The organism is Leucobacter rhizosphaerae (assembly GCF_022919175.1).
Classification (GTDB): domain Bacteria; phylum Actinomycetota; class Actinomycetes; order Actinomycetales; family Microbacteriaceae; genus Leucobacter; species Leucobacter rhizosphaerae.
Genome location: NZ_CP095043.1, coordinates 2,165,617 through 2,183,182, shown reverse-complemented (window position 1 = coordinate 2,183,182; position 17,566 = coordinate 2,165,617). Strand labels below are relative to the sequence as shown.

Below are 17,566 nucleotides of genomic sequence, written 5' to 3'. Positions count from 1 at the left end.
ATCGACGCGACTACTGGGACTGCACCCAGGCGATCCAGTTCTCCGCGGAGAACGCCGGATCCATCTTCTCGCCGACCATCGGCAGCGACCCCAGCACCGCGAGCCCCGCGTCTTCTCGTTTCGCGGCGACGGCGAGCGCCCAGGGGTCGCCCCCGCTCTCGGCGACGAACTGGTAGTAGGAGCCGGCCGCGTCATACGCCGCGGCAGCATCCGTCGAATCGAATCTCGCGTCGGCGAGCGCGTCTGCGCCCGCCGACGCGACGAGCTGCTGCACCGCGGGAGTGACGAGGCTGCGATCCTCGACCCCTGACGCCGTCTCCATGTACCGCGCAAAGCCTTCCAGCACCGCGTGCGACCGGAACAGTCCCGAGTCGGGGACGGCGGTGAAGTGCAAGATGTGCGCGAACTCGTGGACGAACGTCGGCATGAGCTGGTCGGCCGCGCCCGGCCCGACGACCACGTAGCCACCGGAGTTCTCGCTGCCGGTCGCGACGGACGGCTCGAGCAAGTCGCTCGGCATGTACGGCCGCAGCGTGGGGCGCGCGACCGCAGCGGCCTTGATGACGGCCGGCTCACTTGCACCGAAGGCCCACTCGGTGAAGCGGTCGGGGTCGTCCGTGATCGCGGAGAGGAAGCCGTCCTGCGGGATCTCGGCGCCGAGCTGGCTGGCGGTGTCGAGGGCGAGCGCGGCCGCTTCTTCCGCCGCGTCGATGTTCGCGTCGACGAGCGCCTGCTCGGATTCGAGGCCGAACAGCACGACGTGGTCCCGCTCCTGGACGTAGAGCGGCCCGACATCCCAGGGGTTCGGCGCCCCGATCGGCGCGAACGACGTGATCTTCAGGTCCGCACCCTCCCCCGTGGTCTCGATCGTGTAGGCCGTCCCGTGCAGCAGCTTCTGGCCGGCGTCGGATCGACCACTGCTGCGCACCGGGGCCGCGGTGAAGGGGAGCTCGAGCCCCACGAGGGCCTGTTGCGAGCCGTCATCCGCGGTGCTCGGCCGAATGTAGCCGTTCTCCCAGCCGAGCTGCTTCGACCGGTCCCACCAGTTCGCGAGTTGCGTCTCGGCTTCCCCCGATGCGAAGGAGAGGAACGCATCGCGGTCGCCCGAGCGCATCGCGGCGTTCAGGTCGTTCCACGCGGCGCCGTACAGCGTGAATTCATCGAATCCGCTGTCGGTGCCCCACGGTTCGAGCTCGACGGGGGTCGCGAAGTCGGCGGAGGCGCCGGCCTCCGCCGACTTGGGGATCGCGATCACGAGGGCGACGCTGACGAGGACAGCCGCAACGACCACGCTGATGGCGATGATGAGCAGGCGGAGCGCTTTGGTCGTCATCGTGCTCGCTCCTTCTGGATGCTCAGGATCCGCAGGTAGTAGTCGTCGAAGGTGACCATCGCGCCGCCCAGACTCGCCGCACCGAGTGTGATGATGTACTCGCCGTCGGACGTGCTGATGGGGTACTGCGCGAGGAGCGGGCTCCCCTCCATGGGAGTGCGCAGCTTGAAGGCCGACTCGGGCACGTGCGAGGGGTCGAACAACGGGAACTCGGCCGCGAGCAAGGCGAGATCGACGTCCTCGCCGATCACCGAGGAGCCGTCGTCGCGCAGCCAGCAACCCGTGCGCAACTCGCCGCCGGTTCGTGCCGAATCGGACAGCTGCGTGAAGACGCCGCCGACGCTCTTGCACCCGCTGCCGCCGTCACGCTCCGTGGTCTTGAGGTCGGTGCGCGCGGGCGTCTGGCCCATCGCAGGACTCGCCGCGGTGTGCTGCGGGGACGACAGGGCCGTCACACGCCACGGGCCGATTGCCGTCGGCTCGCGATCCTCATCCGCCCGATCCGCGACGTCGTCGCCGTAGTAGAAGGGGCGGGTGAGCCAGAGCTGCTGCGGGATCGCGAACGTGAAGTCGTGGTCGAAGGTCGTGTACGCATACTTCAGATCGACCGTCAGCACAGCGGTGTCGGCCTGCGGCTCGTCGACGACGACGGTGGTGTCGGTGCTGCGCAAGAACTGCAGGTCTCCGCGCTCCGCGGTCATCTCGACCTCGAGCGCCTCCATCGTCGCCTCGTCGAGGCGGAGCGGGGAGCGATCCAGACTCGTGTTCCGGAGTCGGTTGCTCGAGACCTCGCGCCAGGCATCGTCGTCGGCGGCTGTCGCAGACGTGATGAAGGCCTCCGCGACCTCGGCGGCCTCCCCCGTGCCACGTGCGTGCGCCTGGACCGATGCGACGACGATCCCGGCTCCGGCGAGCAGCACCACGACGATCCCCGCGGCAAGGATGGCCCATGTGCCGCCGTTCCACCTCCGGGGCTTCTGGGGTTCGCTCGATTCGGGATGCATCTCAACGTGCGGCGTCGCCAACCCCAACTCCTTTTCGCGAACGCGGGGCATCGATTCGACCGGTCCCCTGCCCTCGCAAGGCTAGTCGATGCGCGGGATCGGCGCAGAGGTCGATCGCAGACGATAGCCTGAATGGACCGCGCAGACTCACCGGAGGAGAACCATGAAGTCCCGCCTCGTCGCCGGAGTGCTCGCGCTCTCGGTGCTCGCCGTCCCGCTGTCCGGCTGCGCGCACCGGATGTCCGACGAGGACGTGGATACGGTGCGCGAGATGGCCTGCTCGCTGCAGAACTCCTACGCGACATCGGCAAGCTTTGCGATCGACGAGCTGAACCCTGGCAAGTTCTGGGCGCTCGGACCCAAGATCATCGACTTCTCCGAAACGCTCGCGGTGTCGGGCCGCATGGGCGACGTCGCCACCGCGTACGCCGACTTCGCCGGGATGTTTCCCGAGCAGCTCGACCCCAGCCTGGGCGTGACCGAGGCGGATGTCGAGACGTTCAACGGTCACATCGAGGCGATCGCCACCGCGTGCGAGGGCAACGCCGACTACGAGGCGCCGCTCCAGCTGGAGTACCCGACGGACCCCGAGGATCAGGGGTACCTGCAGCGGCTGGAGCCGTGAGTTGACGCAGCTTGCGTGAGTGCTGGCCGTTGCGGCGCTCCTGAGTCAATCACTGAGGAGATCCCACGCACGAAGGACCAGTCGGGCGCAAAATGTCCGGAATTCGTGACATCTCCGAAGGAAGTGACCACCCGACGAGAGTGACGAGCAGAGGCCCGAAGAAACAGAAAGAGCCCGGATCAGCAACCTGATCCGGGCTCAATCCCACTGCGACAAGCTGAAAAGCCTGGAGACACAGTACTCTCGTGCGCGAGGGGGGACTTGAACCCCCACGCCCTTGCGGGCACTGGCACCTGAAGCCAGCGCGTCTGCCATTCCGCCACTCGCGCGAGTCGTTCCCGTGAGCGTGACCGCTCAGACAACTCCCCAAGCTTAGCAGCACCGACGTGCTCTCACCAAAGCGGGCTAAACTAAGGCACCTCCGCAGGTTTTTCACGGCAGAATAGCCAAGGACCGACCGAGACACCGACACCGGAGCAGAGGAAGGCGAGTACCCACCGTGGGCATTCTGGACAGCGTTGAGCGCGGGCTCGAGCGCGCCGTCAACGGCGCCTTCGCCCGGACGTTCCGCTCCGGCGTGCAAGCGGTGGAGATCGCCTCGGCGCTCAAGCGCGAGCTCGACATCGGAGCCGTCATCGTCGACCGCGACCGCGTCCTCGCCCCCAACCGCTTCGTCGCGCGCGTCTCTCCCAAAGACGCGGCACGACTCCAATCCCTCGGCGAGACCCTCGAGAACGAGCTGCGCAGCGTCGTCACGAAGCACGCCTCGCGTCAGAACTACCAGCTGCTCGGCCAGCCGGACGTCGAGATCCGCGCCGACGAGTCGATCACCACGGGTGTGCTCGAGATCGACGCCACCCGGGTCGAGGGTGCCGTCGACTGGGTCGCGGTCATCGAGGTCGACGGCCAGCGCCACGAGCTGCCGCGCGGCACCACGACCGTCGGTCGGGGCAGCGACTGCGGGATCCGGATCACCGACAACGCCGCCTCGCGCAAGCACCTCGAGCTGATCTGGGACGGCGCCGCCGGCCTCGCTCGGGATCTCGGCTCGACGAACGGCTCCAAGATCAACGGCCAGCGCTTCCGCGAGGCCGCACTCGCGCCCGGCATCGTGATCACGATCGGGCAGACGGCCCTCCGCTTCCAACTGGTGCCGGGCCGCTCGGCACGCGCCGCGCAGTCCGCTGCGCAGCCCTCGGCGCGGTCCGCTGCGGCGAGCGCAGCACCCGCCCCGGTCGCCCGCGCCACCTCCCGTGCCGCGCACCCGCTCCCGGCAGCCCCGCTCCCGGCCGCACCGAAGCAGTCCCCGGCGTCACCCCCCAAGCCGGCCACACAGCGCCCCCGCACCTCCCCCGCCCCGTCGCGGGATTCCGCCACACCGGACGACACCCCCGGTATCGATCAGGACTTCTGGAGGGGGCTATGAGTGAACTCACCCTTCTGATCCTGCGCATCGGATTCCTTCTGCTGCTCTGGTTCTTCATCTTCGCCATCGTCTACGCGCTCCGCAGCGATCTCTTCGGCGCCCCGGTCCGACGCATGCGCACAGACGGTGCGAAGGCCGCCGACGGCCCGGGCGCGGTCCCGGCCCCCATGGTCGCCGCGTCGCCTGCCGTGCAGGCCGCCTCACCGGCTCCGGTCGCCGCGCCCCCGATCACCCCGAGCGGCGGGGCCCTGCCCTCCGCGGGCGGCGGCGTCGCACGGCAGCTCGTCATCACCTCGGGTGTCGCAGCGGGCACCGCGATCCCACTCGACGACGAGTTCCTCACCATCGGGCGCAGCAGCGAGTCCACCCTCGTGATCGTCGACGAGTACACCTCGACGTACCACGCACGGCTCGGCCGCCAGGGCGACCAGTGGATCCTGACCGACCTCGACTCCACGAACGGCACCCGCCTCGACGGCACCCGCGTCTCCAAACCCGTCCCCGTCCCCCTCTTCACGCCGGTCACCATCGGCACGACCACCTTCGAGCTGAGGCCCTGAGCGTGACGGTCGGCTTCGAGAGCGCCATCGGCTCACACGTGGGCATGGTGCGCTCCAACAACCAGGACTCGGCGTTCGCCGGCACGTACCTGTATCTCGTCGCCGACGGCATGGGCGGACACGCGGGCGGCGACGTGGCCTCCGCGCTCGCCACCAAAACCCTGGCCTCCCTCGACCTCGAGCCGGTCGACTCCGCACCCGCCACCGCCGAGGTGCTCCGCAAGGCAGTGCTCGGCGCGAACCGCAGGCTCCGCGAGACCGTCGGCGACCGCCCCGAGCTCGCCGGCATGGGCACGACCTTCACCGGGTTCCTCACGGTCGGCGACCAGCTGGCCCTCGCGCACATCGGCGACTCCCGCCTCTACCTGCTGCGTGACGACACCCTCAGCCAGGTCACGCGCGACCACACCTTCGTGCAGCGCCTCGTCGACAGCGGCAAGATCACCGAGGAGGAGGCGAAGACGCACCCTCGCAGGTCCGTGCTCATGCGCGTGCTCGGCGACGTCGACTCCTCCCCCGACATCGACACCGAGGTGCTCGACACCCGCCCCGGCGACGTCTGGCTGCTCTGCTCCGACGGCCTGTGCGGCTACGTCGAAGACGTCGACATCGAGCGGATCCTCCGCCGCCGCACGACGCTCCAGGGCGCCGTCGACGACCTCATCGACAAGAGCCTCGCCCACGGCGCCCCCGACAACGTCACCGTGGTGCTCGTCGAGACGACCCCCGAGGCCGCGCCGGTGCTGGAGCCGAACCCGCGCTTCGTCGGTTCGGCCGCGAACGCCCCGAGCCCGCGCGACGGATCGGTCAGCACCGCCCGCACACGTCTGCTCAACCGTCGTCGCCCGGTCCGCAAGCCCCCGCAGGTGGAGGAGAGCCACTTCGAGCCGCGGGTCGACGAGTACCTGGCCGAGCTCATCGCGGAGACGAAGCGCCGCAACCGTCGCCGCCGCTTCCTCTGGCTCTTCGGCGCCGTCGCCGTGCTGATCGCCATCGGCGGCGCGCTGTTCTTCGGCTACCAGTGGACCCAGAGCCGCTACTTCGTGGGCACCGACGGCGAGACCGTCATCATCTACCGCGGCATCCAGCAAGACTTGGGCTCCATCTCGATGCACTCCGTCGCGGAGGACACCGGGATCACCCTCGACACGCTCGACGGCCTCGAGCGCCGTCAGGTCGAGCGCACGCTCGGCGCCGGCTCCCTCGAGGAGGCGCGCGAGATCGTGCTCCGGATCGGGGGTGACGATGGCTGAGCCCCGCGTGAACGAGCCCGGCTCGGCCGAACCCCGCACCTTCGAGAAGACCCGCACGAGCGAGACGGTGCTGCAGCGCATCACCGCACTCCGCGCTCCCCGCAAGCTGCTCGGCCTGGAGCTCTCGCTCCTGCTCTTCGCCATCGCGGTGGGCGTCGCGGCGATCATCATCATCGACCTCACCGTGCTCGGCGAGGTCACCATGAACCTGGTGCCGGCGGGCATCCTCTTCATCGTCGCCCTGCTCGCGCTGCACCTCACGGTGCGCCGGATCGCGCCCGACGCCGACCCGCTCATCATGCCGATCGCGGCACTCTTGAACGTCATCGGCGTCGCCATGATCTACCGGATCGATCTCGCCCGCGAGGTCTCCGGCTGGGAGTCCACCTCGATCCGGCAGCTCGTCTGGTCGACCGTGGCGGTCGTCGCGGCGATGCTGGTGCTGCTCCTGATCCGGAACCACATGGTGCTGTTCCGCTACACCTACCTCACGGGCCTGGCAGCCGTGATCCTCCTCCTGCTCCCGATGCTCCCGATCGTCGGCCAGGAGATCAACGGTGCGCGCGTCTGGATCCACATCGGCTCGTTCTCCTTCCAGCCCGGTGAGATCGCCAAGATCCTGCTCGCGATCTTCTTCGCGGGCTATCTGGTGCGCAATCGCGACTCGCTCGCCATGGTGGGCAAGAAGGTGCTCGGGATCCGGTTCCCGCGGGGTCGGGATCTCGGTCCGATCCTCGTCTTCTGGCTCGCCGCGATGTCGGTGCTCGTGTTCCAGCGCGACCTCGGCACCTCGCTCCTCTACTTCGGCCTGTTCCTCACGATGCTGTACCTCGCGACGGGGCGCATCGGCTGGATCATCATCGGCGTCGGCCTGTTCCTCGCCGGCGGCCTGATCGCGAGTCAGACCCTCGACTACGTGAACCGCCGTTTCGCGAACTGGCTCGACCCGTTCGCCGATCCGTACAACGCGAGTCACCAGATGGTGCAGGGCCTCTTCGGCATGGCCAACGGCGGCATGACCGGCACGGGCCTCGGCCAGGGGTACCCCAATCTGACCCCGCTCGCGCAGAGCGACTACATCATCCCGAGCCTGGGCGAGGAGCTCGGCCTCATCGGCCTGTTCGTGATCCTCGCGGCCTACCTGCTGCTGGTCGGCCGCGGCCTCCGCATCGGGTTCGCCGGGCAGGACGACTTCGGCAAGCTGCTCGCGTCGGGCCTCGCGTTCACCATCGCGTTCCAGGTGTTCATCGTCGTCGGCGGCGTCACGCGGGTGATCCCGCTCACGGGCCTCACGGCGCCGTTTCTCGCGGCCGGTGGCTCCTCGCTCGTCTCGAACTGGATCATCATCGCGCTCCTCCTCCTGCTCTCCAACTCGGTCCGCAACCGCCCGAAGCTGGTGATCCGCGCATGAACAAGCAGCTGAAGTTCCTCTCCCGCGTCGTGTTCGTCATGTTCCTGGCGCTGTTCTTCTCCGTCACGATGATCCAGTTCGTCTCGGCGGACGAGCTGCGCGCGAACGAGATGAACACGCGCACCGTGATGAACGGCTACAAGGTCGAGCGCGGCTCGATCCTCGTGAACGGCGAGCCGGTCGCGTTCTCCACCCCCACGGGCGACGAGTTCCGGTACGTCCGGCAGTACTCCAACGGCCCGCTCTACGCGCCCATCACCGGCTACTTCTCGCACACCCAGGGCATGACCGGACTGGAGTCGGCGATGAACCAGGATCTCGCCGGCATCGGCAACGCCCAGTTCTTCACGCGGATCCAGAACACCCTGAACGGCGTCGCGCCGCAGGGCAGCTCGGTCGAAACCACGATCGACCCCGCCGCGCAGGCCGCCGCCTCGGCCGCGATGACCGACAACGGCTTCGAGGGCGCCGTCGTGGCGATCGAGCCGTCGACCGGCAAGATCCTGGCGATGGTGTCGACGCCGAGCTTCGATCCCACCCTGCTCTCCTCGAACGACGACGCCGAGATCATCGCGAACTACCGCCAGCTCTCGGAGGATCCGACGAAGCCCCTCGACAACCGGGCGATCGCGGGCGATCTCTATCACCCGGGCTCGGTGTACAAACTGCTCGTCGCGGCCGCCGCGATCGAGAACGGCGACGCGACCCCGAAGACCGAGTTCGCGAACCCCGCGCAGCTCACGCTGCCGCAGTCGAGCGCCGTGATGCAGAACGCGTCGCGCACGACCTGCGGCCCGGGCGCCCAGGTCACCCTCGAACGCGCCATCGCGCTCTCCTGCAACATCCCCGTCGCCGAACTCGCGATGGACATGGACCGCGACGCCGTGCCGAAGATGGCCCACGCGTTCGGCTTCGACCAGGAGATCTCGATCCCGCTCACCGTCACCCCGAGCACGGCGCCGCTGCCCGAGGATCAGGCGCAGGTCGCGCTCTCCTCGATCGGCCAGCTCGACGTCCGCACCACCCCGCTGCAAATGGCCATGGTCTCGGCCGGCATCGCGAACGGCGGTTCGGTGATGAAGCCGCAGCTCGTCGAGCAGGTCATCACCCCGGATCTGCGGGTCGAGAAGGAGGTCGCGCCTGAGGAGTTCAGCAAGCCCATCTCCCAGAAGACCGCGGACGCGGTGGCGGGGATCATGGAGCTCGGCGTGACGGATCCGGAGGGGCTCGCGCAGAATGCGGGGATCCCCGGCGTGCGCGTTGCCGGAAAGACCGGGACCGCCGAGAATGGCACTGGGGACGACGGGTCAGACCTCCCGTTCACCCTGTGGTTCACAGGGTTCGCGCCGGTCGACGACCCGAAGGTCGCGGTCGCCGTGGTGATCGCGGACGGCGGCGGAGCAGCGTACGGAAATCAGGGAGGGTCGTTCGACCTCCCCACAGCAGTCGGAAAACAAGTTATGGAAGCGGTGTTGAGCGAATGAGACCATCTGCAGGGATCACATTCGGCGGACGCTACGAGCTCAGCTCGCGGATCGCCGTGGGTGGCATGGGCGAGGTGTGGAAGGCGACCGACAGCATCATCGGTCGAACCGTCGCCATCAAGATCCTCAAGGACGAGTACATGGGCGACCCCGGCTTCCTGGAGCGCTTCCGCGCCGAGGCGCGCCACGCCGCTCTGGTCAACCACGAGGGCATCGCCAACGTGTTCGACTACGGCGAGGAGCAGGGCTCCGCGTACATCGTCATGGAGCTCGTGCCCGGCGAGCCGCTCTCCTCGATCATCGAGCGCGAGGGGCGTCTCCCCGCGAACCGCGTGCTCGGCATCGTCGCGCAGACCGCCACGTCCCTGCAGGCGGCGCACGACGCGGGACTCGTGCACCGCGACATCAAGCCCGGCAACCTGCTGATCACCCCCGAGGGCCGCGTCAAGATCACGGACTTCGGGATCGCGCGCATCGCCGACCAGGTGCCGCTGACCGCGACCGGCCAGGTCATGGGCACGGTGCAGTACCTCGCCCCCGAGCAGGCGAGTGGCCACACCGCGACCGCGACGACCGACATCTACTCGCTCGGGATCGTCGCCTACGAGTGCCTCGCGGGCAAGCGCCCGTTCACCGGTGAGTCGCAGGTCGCGATCGCCATGGCGCAGATCAACGACACCCCGCCGGATCTGCCGGACGATGTGCCCGAGCCCGTGCGCAACCTCGTCTACGCCTGCCTCGCGAAGGACTCGGCCGGCCGGCCGCAGACCGCGGCGAAGCTGGCGCAGGCGGCCGCCGCGCTGCACCGCGGCAACGTGCAGCTCGCCGCGAGCTACGTGCCCCAGGTGCTCGGCGCCGAGGAGCCCGCGACCACCGCGATGCCGCAGGCCACGCAGGTGATGGACGCGGCGACCACGGCGCTGCCGCAGACCACGGCACTCGCCGGGCAGACGGCTCCGGCGGCGTTCATCGACGGCGACGAGCCCGAAGAGGAACCGCAGAAGAAAAAGAAGAGCCCGTGGACCTGGCCGCTCATCACGCTGGTGGCCCTGCTCCTCATCATCGGTGGCGGCACGGCCTTCGCGCTCTGGGGCAACTCGGGCGGCGACACCCCGAAGCCCACGACGTCGACCACCAAAACGACCACGAGCAAAACCCCCACGACCACCACGCCGCCCGCGCCCACCACCGGGGTCGTGGACGCCAACCAGCTCGTCGGCATGAACATCGACGAGGCCGTGGGCTTCCTGCAGGGCCAGGGCTTCACCGACGTGCGCGCCGCAGCCGGTGATCCGAGCGATACGCCGGGTGTCGTCACCGCCGTGAACCCGACGGGCGAGAAGGTGCCGTTCGACCAGACCATCACCCTCACCCACACCGTGGCCTTCGGCGACATCCCCGCGCCGAACGCGCCGAACGGGCCGGCGAACGCCACCGTCGGCGACACCGTCACACTGCAGGGCATCTCGGGCACCTGCCCGGCCGGTCTCGGCTCCCCGACGAACTTCCAGGTGCTGCTGAGCAGCGTCGACGGTGCCGCGGGCACCGTCACGAGCCCGGCCTCCGGCGGTTCGGCGCAGGTCAAGGTCACGGCGGCCGGGGTCCTCTCCGTCACCTACACCTTCGACTGCACGAACGGCAGCTTCAGCGCGACGTCGCCGGCCTCGGGTGCGCTGAACATCACGGTCGCCGCCGCGCAGAACGACGACGACGACACCCCGTAGCACGCGCCCGGCGCGCGGTACAGTCCACGTCTGATCAACCCCTAAACTGGGAGACAACCTATGAGCACGGAAGAGGTGACCATGCCCGAGACGGCTGACGGCGGCGAGCAGCGTATCCTCGCCGGACGCTACGCAATCGGGGAGTTCATCGGGCAGGGCGGCATGGCCACCGTGTACCGTGGCACCGACACCAAGCTCGGGCGCCAGGTCGCCATCAAGGTGATGAAGGCCGACCTCGCCGGTGACGACCAGTTCCGTTCCCGGTTCCGGCAGGAGGCGCAGTCCGCCTCGCGCATGGCGCACCCGACCGTGGTGCGGGTGTTCGACGCGGGCGACGACCTGATCCAGACCGCCGAGGGCCCGAAGCGGCTGCCGTTCATCGTGATGGAGTACGTCGAGGGGCACAACCTGCGACAGCTGCTCACGGAGAGTCAGCTCTCGCTCGCCGAGGCCTGCCGCGTCGTCGACTCCGTGCTCACCGCGCTCGAGTACTCGCACCGCGCCGGCATCGTGCACCGCGACATCAAACCCGCGAACATCATGGTCACGCAGAACGGCCAGGTGAAGGTGATGGACTTCGGGATCGCGCGTGCGGTCTCCGAGACCTCGTCGACCCTGCAGCAGACGACCGCGATCCTCGGCACCGCCGCGTACTTCTCGCCGGAGCAGGCGAAGGGCGAGGCGATCGACGCCCGCACCGACCTCTATTCGACGGGTGTGCTGCTCTACGAACTCCTCACGGGCGACGTGCCGTTCCGCGGTGACACCGCCGTGGCCGTGGCCTACCAGCACGTCAGCGAGCGCCCGAAGCCGCCGAGCGAGCGGAAGTCCGATGTGCCTCCCGAGCTCGACCGGGTGGTGCTCTACGCGTTGGCCAAGGACCGCGCGAAGCGGTTCCAGTCGGCCTCCGAGTTCCGCGAGGCCCTGCGCACCGCCGCGAGCGGCAAGATGCCGAAGCTCGCGGTGCCCACCCAGCAGGACACCGTGCTCTTCTCCGGCGGCGAAGAGGTCTCCGAGTCCGATCTCGCACTGCGGCAACTCGCCGAGGGCGGCGGCGGATCCCGCACGCAGAGCCGGCCCCCGGTGATGTGGACCTGGGCCGCGATCCTGACGATCGGCGCGGTGATCATCGCCGTCGTGTTCTGGCTCGTGACGCTCGCGCCGAAGCAGTTCCTCCCCGATGCGGCGCGCGAGGTGCCCTCGCTGGTCGACATGGATCGGGCGGACGCCATCAAGGCGCTGCAGGATCTCGACCTCATCGCGCTCACGGTCGAGCAGACCGACGAGAAGGTCGCGGCAGACAAGATCGTCTCGACCGATCCCGCCGCGGGCTCCGTGCTGGAGCCTGGCGACAGCGTCACCCTCTACATCTCGACCGGCCCGGAGTCTGCGAAGATTCCCGCGATCGATCGGATGTCTGTGGAGGAGTACACCGAGGCGATCCAAGCGCTCGGGCTGAGCGTCAGCCTCGTCACTGAGGTCGATGACCCGGTCGAGGCCAAGGGTCGGGTGCTCTCCGTCTCCCCCGAGCCTGGAACGGAGCAGCGCTCAGGGACGAGCGTGGCGATCACCGTCTCGAGCGGCAACGTCACCGTTCCCGACGTCATGAACACCCCGCAGGAGGTCGCGCGGTCGCTGCTCAGCGGTCTCGGCCTCAAGCTGAACATGATCGGCAGCACGACCGCTGAGTCGGGCTGCATCGTGCAGGCCGGGTACCCCATCATCGCGCAGTCCGCCGTCGGTACGCAGCCGCAGGGCACCGAGGTCAACATCTCCTACTGCGCGGGCTGATCCCCCGGATCACCGCTCCCGGGCGAACGCTCCCGGAGCGCTGCGTCCCAGGAACGCGCGAGCCGGCGGATCTTCCAGCGCCGGATCCGCCACATCGCCCACAGCACCGGGCCGAACAGGGCCGCGGCCGCACCGCCGACGGACAGCTCGTCGCGCCACACGGCGCGGGATCCGGGTGCCGGCAGGATCGTGATCCGGTGCTGCCACCGCGCGAGTGCGGCGAGCGGGCCGCTGAGCGGGCGACCACGATCCCGCATGGCGCGCGCGCTCGCATCGAGGTCATCGGCGATCGGATCGGCGCCCTCGCTCGCATCGGGATCCGCGGGCACCCGATCCTCGATCTCGATGAGCTGGGTACCGAGTCGCCAGTGTCCGAAGAGGCGGAGTTCGACGGTGCGGCGGTCGCCCGTCGTAAAGCGGGCCGGAAACGCCTCGGACGGCCGCATCTGCAGCGCGGGCGCGTAGAGCTGCGCGGCGACCTCGGGGCGATGGAGCGCATCCCAGGCCGCATCGGGGGAGCAGTCGAGGGCGCACTCGGTCCGGATCAGCATGCTCCCCAGTCTGCCGGGTTCGGTCGATCCGGGCCAGGGCCACGCGCCGCCCCCAGGGGTCGACCGCACCACGCACGACTACGCTGGAGGCATGTCGACACTCGTGTGGTTCCGTGACGACCTCCGCCTCGCAGACCACGCGGCGCTCTCCGCTGCGGCCGAGGACCCGGACGGGATCGTGGCGCTCTACGTGCTCGACGAGGTCTCACCCGAGGCGCGGCCACTGGGCGGCGCCGCGCGCTGGTGGCTGCACCACTCGCTCAGCCGTCTGCGGGAGTCGCTCGCCGCGCTGGGGGTCCCGCTCATCCTGCGCCGCGGCGCGGCCGCCGAGGTCGTCCCGGCCGCGATCGCGGAGTGCGGTGCCTCGCGCGTCACCTGGAATCGGCGGTACGGCGCGGAGCGGGAAATCGACGCCGGGCTCAAGGCGCAACTGCGCGCCGAGGGAACGGGCGCCGATTCCTTCCACGGCGGGCTGCTCTTCGACCCGACGCAGATCCGTACCCAGACCGGCGGGCCGTACCGCGTCTACTCGGCGTTCTGGCGCGCCTGTCTCGCCGCGCCGGCGCCCGCTGCACCGCTGCCGACCCCCGAGTCGCTCCGGTGCGCGGGCGTACAGCCGGCGAGCGACGACCTCGACGACTGGCGGCTCCTCCCGACCCGCCCCGACTGGGCCGGCGAGATCGCAGAGCGCTGGACGCCGGGCGAGGCGGACGCGCTCGTGCGGCTCGAGCGCTTCCTCGAGGACCGTGCGCAGGGCTACGCGCGCGGTCGCGACTTCCCGTCCGAGGAAGTGACCTCCGAACTGTCGCCGTCGCTCCGCTGGGGTGAGATCAGCCCGCGCACCATCTGGCACCGGGCCGTCGCCTCGGGCGCCGACGTCGGCGGCTTTCTCTCCGAACTCGGCTGGCGGGAGTTCGCGTGGCACACGCTCTTCCGGCACACGGACCTGCACACCCGCCCCCTCGACGAGCGCTACGCCGCGTTCCCGTGGCAGGACGCGGACGACCCCACCGCCGCCGACGCCCTCCGGGCCTGGCGGACCGGGCGCACGGGATTCCCGCTCATCGACGCGGGGATGCGGGAGCTCTGGCGATCCGGCACCATGCACAATCGGGTGCGCATGGTCGTCGCCTCGTTCCTCACCAAGAATCTGCTGATCGACTGGCGAATCGGCGAGGCCTGGTTCTGGGACACACTGGTCGACGCGGACGCGGCGAGCAATCCGTTCAACTGGCAGTGGGTCGCCGGGTGCGGTGCCGATGCGGCGCCGTACTTCCGCGTCTTCAACCCGCGCACGCAGCAGGAGAAGTTCGACCGCGGGGGCTCCTACGTCGACCGCTGGGCCCCCGAGAGTCTGCTGCACCCGGAGATCGTCGACCTGCGAGAGACCCGGATCCGGGCGCTCGCGGCGTACGACACGGTGAAGAACGCGCCGAGGGGCGGCGACGAGTCGGACTGAGCGCAGCCGGAGATCGCACGTGACCGCGCCGACTCACCGGCGCGCGGGCGAACCTAGGACTGCTCGCGCACCAGGAGCGGCGACAGCGACGCCGCGACCTCGGCGGCGTTCGCGAGGCCGGCCACGGCCAGCCAGTTGCCGAGCTGCTGGTACCCGCCCTCGGTGAGCACCGACTCCGGGTGGTACTGCACACCGTAGATGGGCAGCTCCCGGTGACGCACCGCCATGACGATGCCGCTCTCCGTCTCGGCGGTGATCGTGAGCGACTCCGGCACCGTGTCGCGCACCACCGCGAGCGAGTGGTACCGCGTCGCGTTGAACTCCGGCGAGACGCCGCGGAAGAACCCGTCGCCCGAGTGCCGCACGCGCGACACCTTGCCGTGCATGAGCTCGTCGGCGTGGGTGACCACACCACCGAGCGCCTCGGCGATCGCCTGGTGCCCGAGGCAGACGCCGAGGAGCGGCACCCCGGTGCGCAGGGCGATCCCGACCATGGCGATCGACACCCCGGCGTCAGTGGGGGTGCCGGGTCCCGGGGAGATGAGCACGCCATCGACCTCCGCGACGAGCTGCTCGAGCTCTCCGGTGGAGACCTCGTCGTTCCGGATCACCCGGGTGGTGGCGCCGAGCTGCTGCAGGTAGCCGTTGAGGGTGTAGACGAAACTGTCGTAGTTGTCGATCACCAGGATGTTCGTCATGAGTTGACCGTCACTTCCTCTGCCGGGAACTGGAGTGCGACCCACGGGTAGACGTAGGTGATCAGTGCGTACACGATCGCCACGGCGACGAGCAGCAGTACGATCACCCGCAGCCAGGCGGGTCCTGGGAAGAATCGCCACAGGAGTGAAAACATCAGCTCGCGTCCCCTCTCGCTGCCTGGGTGTTCTCCATCGTCGGGTTCAGCTCCACGAGCTCGGCCGGGGGGCCGGCGCTGCGCGGCTGGAAGTTCTCGAAGACGGAGTAGGCGATCGCGCGCTCGTCGCTGCCCGCCATCTTGGGGTGGCAGGTGGTGAGCGTCAGGATCCGATCCTGCCCGGGCTCACCCTCGAGCCGCGGGAACGGATTCAGCACGTCCGTCTCATTCGGCAGCACGTACTCGATGGACCGGAAGCGGTAGGTGTACCAGCCGTCCGCGGTCTCGACGAACATGGGATCGCCCACCCGCAGGTTCATCACCTCGCGGAACGAGTTGATGAGCGGCCCCGAGCGGTGCCCCGCGAGCGCCATGTTGCCGACCTCGCCGGGGAGCTGGGTCATCTCGTACCGGCCGATCCCCTTCTCGTCGAGGTTCAGCACACTCCACCAGTCGGTCGTCTCGGCGACGCGGTTGGCGTAGGTGGTGCCGAACGCCGGGGCGTGGAGCACGGCGAAGACCTCGGCGGGCTGGGGCTGGGCGGTCACGGGGATCGTGCCGTCCCAGGGAACGGTCTCGGTCTCGGCTGCTTCCCAGCGCGCCGAATCCGACGCCGACAGCTCGACCTGCTTCGCGGTCACCGTCACCCCGGTGTGCCAGGGCTGCCAGACGATGTAGCCGAGCACCCCGACGCCGCCGATGAGCAGGAGCTCTCCGATGACGGTGAGCGGACTCAGCCGGGCTCGGCGGCGCCTCCGAGGTGCCTCGCGAGTATCGACCATTCCCATATTCTAAGCCGCACTCGCTGAGTTCACCCTTTGATCCAGGTAGACTCGATGCCATGGCAGCAGCAGGTAAAGACGTGAGCAAGCGCAAGTCGGCGGAGGTGTCGCTGAACCGCGAGGAAGCGGCGGCGGCGCGCAAGAACGCCCCGAACCCCGTGTGGTTCAAGCCCGTGATGTTCGGCTTCATGCTGCTCGGACTGATCTGGATCGTGCTCTACTACGTCACCAGCGCCGGGTTGCAGCTGCCCGTCCCGGCACTCGGCCAGGCCAACATCTTCGTCGGCTTCGGGCTCGTGCTCGTGGGGTTCCTCATGACCCCGTGGTGGAAGTAGCCTCCACCCGCACCCCCGGCCCGGGGCGAATAACACGGGTGTAATTCGTCCCCAGGTGGGGATAAGCCTGTGGATAACTTCCTCGGCGGGATGACTTCCTAGGCGAAGATGCCTGGGAGCACGATCAGGTACGCGCACGCGAGCACGGCGAGGATCACGCCGAACGCCACGAGCGTGAGGATCCGCCGCCCGCGCTTGCGCGGACCGCGGGCGCCGAGCATCAGCCACATGGTGATCGCACCGACGATCATGCCGCCGAGGTGCGCCTGCCACGAGATCGCCGCCCCGGGGATCAGCCCGATCGCGAAGTTGATGCCGATCAGCACGGCGAGGGACGTGATGTTCGCCTGCGCCGCCTTGAACGCGACGAGTGTGGCGGCCAGCACCCCGAAGATCGCCCCCGAGGCCCCGACGGTCGGCACGTTGATGGTGCTCGGGTCGATGTAGGCGTAGAACATGACGCCGAGGGAGCCGCCGACCCCGGCGAACAGGTAGAGCACGAGGAACTGCACACGGCCGATGAGCTGCTCGAGGTTGCGGCCGAACAACCACAGCGCGAGCATGTTGAAGAGGATGTGGAAGATGAACCCCGTGGAGTGGGTGAACATCACCGTGACCATGCGCCACGGCTCGAAGCCGGCGCCCTCGGGCAGCACGGAGCCGGGGAGCGAGTAGAGCGGCGCGTACCAGAGCGCCCGCGTCACCTCGTCCGCTCCGAAGTAGTGACTGAGCGACTGCAGGATAAAGGTGAGCACGCTCACCGCCATGATCCCGTAGGTCACCGGGGTGTCGAGCGCCGAGATCCGGCGCCCCGCGACCCGCATCGAGCGCGAGGTGCGCTGTGCTGCGCCCGGCTGCGTCTGACGGACGCACTCCGGGCACAGCACACCCACGGGCGATGCGACCTGGCATGCCGCGCAGATCGTGCGCCCGCAGCGCTGGCACAGCGTGAAGCTGTGCACGTCGGGGTGACGG

Annotated in this window: 17 protein-coding genes and 1 tRNA gene; 10 read left to right on the top strand and 8 right to left on the bottom strand. The window is 69.2% G+C overall.

Annotation, left to right across the window (positions count from 1 at the left end; all coding sequences use genetic code 11):
- Window positions 1-10: 10 nt before the first annotated feature.
- Together MUN76_RS10050 and MUN76_RS10045 are read right to left on the bottom strand one after the other, a co-directional pair.
- Window positions 11-1,333 (bottom strand): hypothetical protein, encoded by a 1,323-nt coding sequence (locus MUN76_RS10050; protein ID WP_244684382.1) that lies wholly within the window; start codon window positions 1,331-1,333, stop codon window positions 11-13.
- A complete protein-coding gene (locus MUN76_RS10045) occupies window positions 1,330-2,358 on the bottom strand; it encodes a hypothetical protein (RefSeq protein WP_244684381.1) in 1,029 nt (342 codons plus the stop codon). Before MUN76_RS10045 ends, MUN76_RS10050 begins: the two co-directional genes overlap by 4 nt.
- Window positions 2,359-2,500: 142 nt before the next feature.
- Between MUN76_RS10045 and MUN76_RS10040 the strand changes: the two genes are divergently transcribed.
- Entirely contained in the window at window positions 2,501-2,962 is a 462-nt protein-coding gene (locus MUN76_RS10040) for a hypothetical protein (RefSeq protein ID WP_244684380.1), read from the top strand.
- A 246-nt stretch (window positions 2,963-3,208) separates the two neighbouring features.
- Here MUN76_RS10040 and MUN76_RS10035 read toward each other — a convergent pair.
- Window positions 3,209-3,291, bottom strand: a tRNA-Leu gene (locus MUN76_RS10035).
- A gap of 170 nt (window positions 3,292-3,461) precedes the next feature.
- On the opposite strand from MUN76_RS10035, the gene MUN76_RS10030 reads away from it, so the two are divergent.
- From MUN76_RS10030 to pknB, 7 genes are read left to right on the top strand one after another with little or no spacing between them, the layout of a single operon-like run.
- On the top strand, window positions 3,462-4,388 hold the full coding sequence (locus MUN76_RS10030; protein ID WP_244684379.1) for an FHA domain-containing protein: 927 nt from the start codon (window positions 3,462-3,464) through the stop codon (window positions 4,386-4,388).
- Entirely contained in the window at window positions 4,385-4,948 is a 564-nt protein-coding gene (locus MUN76_RS10025; RefSeq protein WP_244684378.1) for an FHA domain-containing protein FhaB/FipA, read from the top strand. The genes MUN76_RS10030 and MUN76_RS10025 overlap by 4 nt, the downstream gene beginning before the upstream one ends.
- Before the next feature lie 2 nt (window positions 4,949-4,950).
- Window positions 4,951-6,201 carry a PP2C family protein-serine/threonine phosphatase gene (locus MUN76_RS10020; protein WP_244684377.1) on the top strand — a complete coding sequence of 417 codons (1,251 nt, stop codon included), beginning with the start codon at window positions 4,951-4,953 and terminating at the stop codon, window positions 6,199-6,201.
- Window positions 6,194-7,612, top strand: coding sequence for an FtsW/RodA/SpoVE family cell cycle protein (locus MUN76_RS10015; protein WP_244684375.1), 1,419 nt, complete (start codon window positions 6,194-6,196; stop codon window positions 7,610-7,612). Before MUN76_RS10020 ends, MUN76_RS10015 begins: the two co-directional genes overlap by 8 nt.
- On the top strand, window positions 7,609-9,096 hold the full coding sequence (locus MUN76_RS10010; RefSeq protein ID WP_244684373.1) for a peptidoglycan D,D-transpeptidase FtsI family protein: 1,488 nt from the start codon (window positions 7,609-7,611) through the stop codon (window positions 9,094-9,096). Before MUN76_RS10015 ends, MUN76_RS10010 begins: the two co-directional genes overlap by 4 nt.
- Complete coding sequence (locus tag MUN76_RS10005) at window positions 9,093-10,820, top strand: protein kinase domain-containing protein (RefSeq protein WP_244684371.1); 1,728 nt, start codon at window positions 9,093-9,095, stop codon at window positions 10,818-10,820. Before MUN76_RS10010 ends, MUN76_RS10005 begins: the two co-directional genes overlap by 4 nt.
- A gap of 60 nt (window positions 10,821-10,880) precedes the next feature.
- Window positions 10,881-12,611, top strand: a complete 1,731-nt coding sequence (gene pknB / locus MUN76_RS10000; protein WP_244684369.1) for a Stk1 family PASTA domain-containing Ser/Thr kinase — start codon at window positions 10,881-10,883, stop codon at window positions 12,609-12,611.
- Here the strand turns inward: pknB and MUN76_RS09995 are convergent.
- Window positions 12,596-13,162 carry a hypothetical protein gene (locus MUN76_RS09995; RefSeq protein WP_244684367.1) on the bottom strand — a complete coding sequence of 189 codons (567 nt, stop codon included), beginning with the start codon at window positions 13,160-13,162 and terminating at the stop codon, window positions 12,596-12,598. The genes pknB and MUN76_RS09995 overlap by 16 nt on opposite strands.
- Before the next feature lie 91 nt (window positions 13,163-13,253).
- On the opposite strand from MUN76_RS09995, the gene MUN76_RS09990 reads away from it, so the two are divergent.
- Window positions 13,254-14,621: a cryptochrome/photolyase family protein gene (locus tag MUN76_RS09990; protein WP_244684365.1), complete on the top strand. Its 1,368-nt coding sequence runs from the start codon at window positions 13,254-13,256 to the stop codon at window positions 14,619-14,621.
- 53 nt (window positions 14,622-14,674) lie between these two features.
- Here MUN76_RS09990 and MUN76_RS09985 read toward each other — a convergent pair whose 3' ends face one another.
- The 3 genes from MUN76_RS09985 to MUN76_RS09975 are packed head-to-tail and all read right to left on the bottom strand — an operon-like array spanning window position 14,675 to window position 16,256.
- Window positions 14,675-15,319, bottom strand: a complete 645-nt coding sequence (locus MUN76_RS09985) for an anthranilate synthase component II (RefSeq protein ID WP_244684363.1) — start codon at window positions 15,317-15,319, stop codon at window positions 14,675-14,677.
- Window positions 15,316-15,474 (bottom strand): hypothetical protein, encoded by a 159-nt coding sequence (locus MUN76_RS09980; protein WP_244684362.1) that lies wholly within the window; start codon window positions 15,472-15,474, stop codon window positions 15,316-15,318. The genes MUN76_RS09985 and MUN76_RS09980 overlap by 4 nt, the downstream gene beginning before the upstream one ends.
- Complete coding sequence (locus MUN76_RS09975; RefSeq protein ID WP_244684361.1) at window positions 15,474-16,256, bottom strand: class E sortase; 783 nt, start codon at window positions 16,254-16,256, stop codon at window positions 15,474-15,476. The genes MUN76_RS09980 and MUN76_RS09975 overlap by 1 nt, the downstream gene beginning before the upstream one ends.
- Window positions 16,257-16,315: 59 nt before the next feature.
- On the opposite strand from MUN76_RS09975, the gene MUN76_RS09970 reads away from it, so the two are divergent.
- Window positions 16,316-16,591 (top strand): cell division protein CrgA, encoded by a 276-nt coding sequence (locus MUN76_RS09970; protein ID WP_244684360.1) that lies wholly within the window; start codon window positions 16,316-16,318, stop codon window positions 16,589-16,591.
- A gap of 98 nt (window positions 16,592-16,689) precedes the next feature.
- Here the strand turns inward: MUN76_RS09970 and MUN76_RS09965 are convergent, their stop codons facing one another.
- Window positions 16,690-17,553 (bottom strand): rhomboid family intramembrane serine protease, encoded by an 864-nt coding sequence (locus MUN76_RS09965; RefSeq protein ID WP_244684359.1) that lies wholly within the window; start codon window positions 17,551-17,553, stop codon window positions 16,690-16,692.
- Window positions 17,554-17,566 lie beyond the last annotated feature (13 nt).

What these genes read in the sequence shown, in the direction of transcription:
- MUN76_RS09995 (WP_244684367.1), bottom strand. Translation starts at nt 13,162, where the DNA reads ATGCTGATCCGGACCGAGTGCGCCCTCGACTGCTCCCCCGATGCGGCC.
- pknB (WP_244684369.1), top strand. Translation starts at nt 10,881, where the DNA reads ATGAGCACGGAAGAGGTGACCATGCCCGAGACGGCTGACGGCGGCGAG.
- MUN76_RS10040 (WP_244684380.1), top strand. Translation starts at nt 2,501, where the DNA reads ATGAAGTCCCGCCTCGTCGCCGGAGTGCTCGCGCTCTCGGTGCTCGCC.
- MUN76_RS10005 (WP_244684371.1), top strand. Translation starts at nt 9,093, where the DNA reads ATGAGACCATCTGCAGGGATCACATTCGGCGGACGCTACGAGCTCAGC.
- MUN76_RS10015 (WP_244684375.1), top strand. Translation starts at nt 6,194, where the DNA reads ATGGCTGAGCCCCGCGTGAACGAGCCCGGCTCGGCCGAACCCCGCACC.
- MUN76_RS09975 (WP_244684361.1), bottom strand. Translation starts at nt 16,256, where the DNA reads ATGGTCGATACTCGCGAGGCACCTCGGAGGCGCCGCCGAGCCCGGCTG.
- MUN76_RS10025 (WP_244684378.1), top strand. Translation starts at nt 4,385, where the DNA reads ATGAGTGAACTCACCCTTCTGATCCTGCGCATCGGATTCCTTCTGCTG.
- MUN76_RS09980 (WP_244684362.1), bottom strand. Translation starts at nt 15,474, where the DNA reads ATGTTTTCACTCCTGTGGCGATTCTTCCCAGGACCCGCCTGGCTGCGG.
- MUN76_RS09970 (WP_244684360.1), top strand. Translation starts at nt 16,316, where the DNA reads ATGGCAGCAGCAGGTAAAGACGTGAGCAAGCGCAAGTCGGCGGAGGTG.
- MUN76_RS10010 (WP_244684373.1), top strand. Translation starts at nt 7,609, where the DNA reads ATGAACAAGCAGCTGAAGTTCCTCTCCCGCGTCGTGTTCGTCATGTTC.
- MUN76_RS09985 (WP_244684363.1), bottom strand. Translation starts at nt 15,319, where the DNA reads ATGACGAACATCCTGGTGATCGACAACTACGACAGTTTCGTCTACACC.
- MUN76_RS09990 (WP_244684365.1), top strand. Translation starts at nt 13,254, where the DNA reads ATGTCGACACTCGTGTGGTTCCGTGACGACCTCCGCCTCGCAGACCAC.
- MUN76_RS10050 (WP_244684382.1), bottom strand. Translation starts at nt 1,333, where the DNA reads ATGACGACCAAAGCGCTCCGCCTGCTCATCATCGCCATCAGCGTGGTC.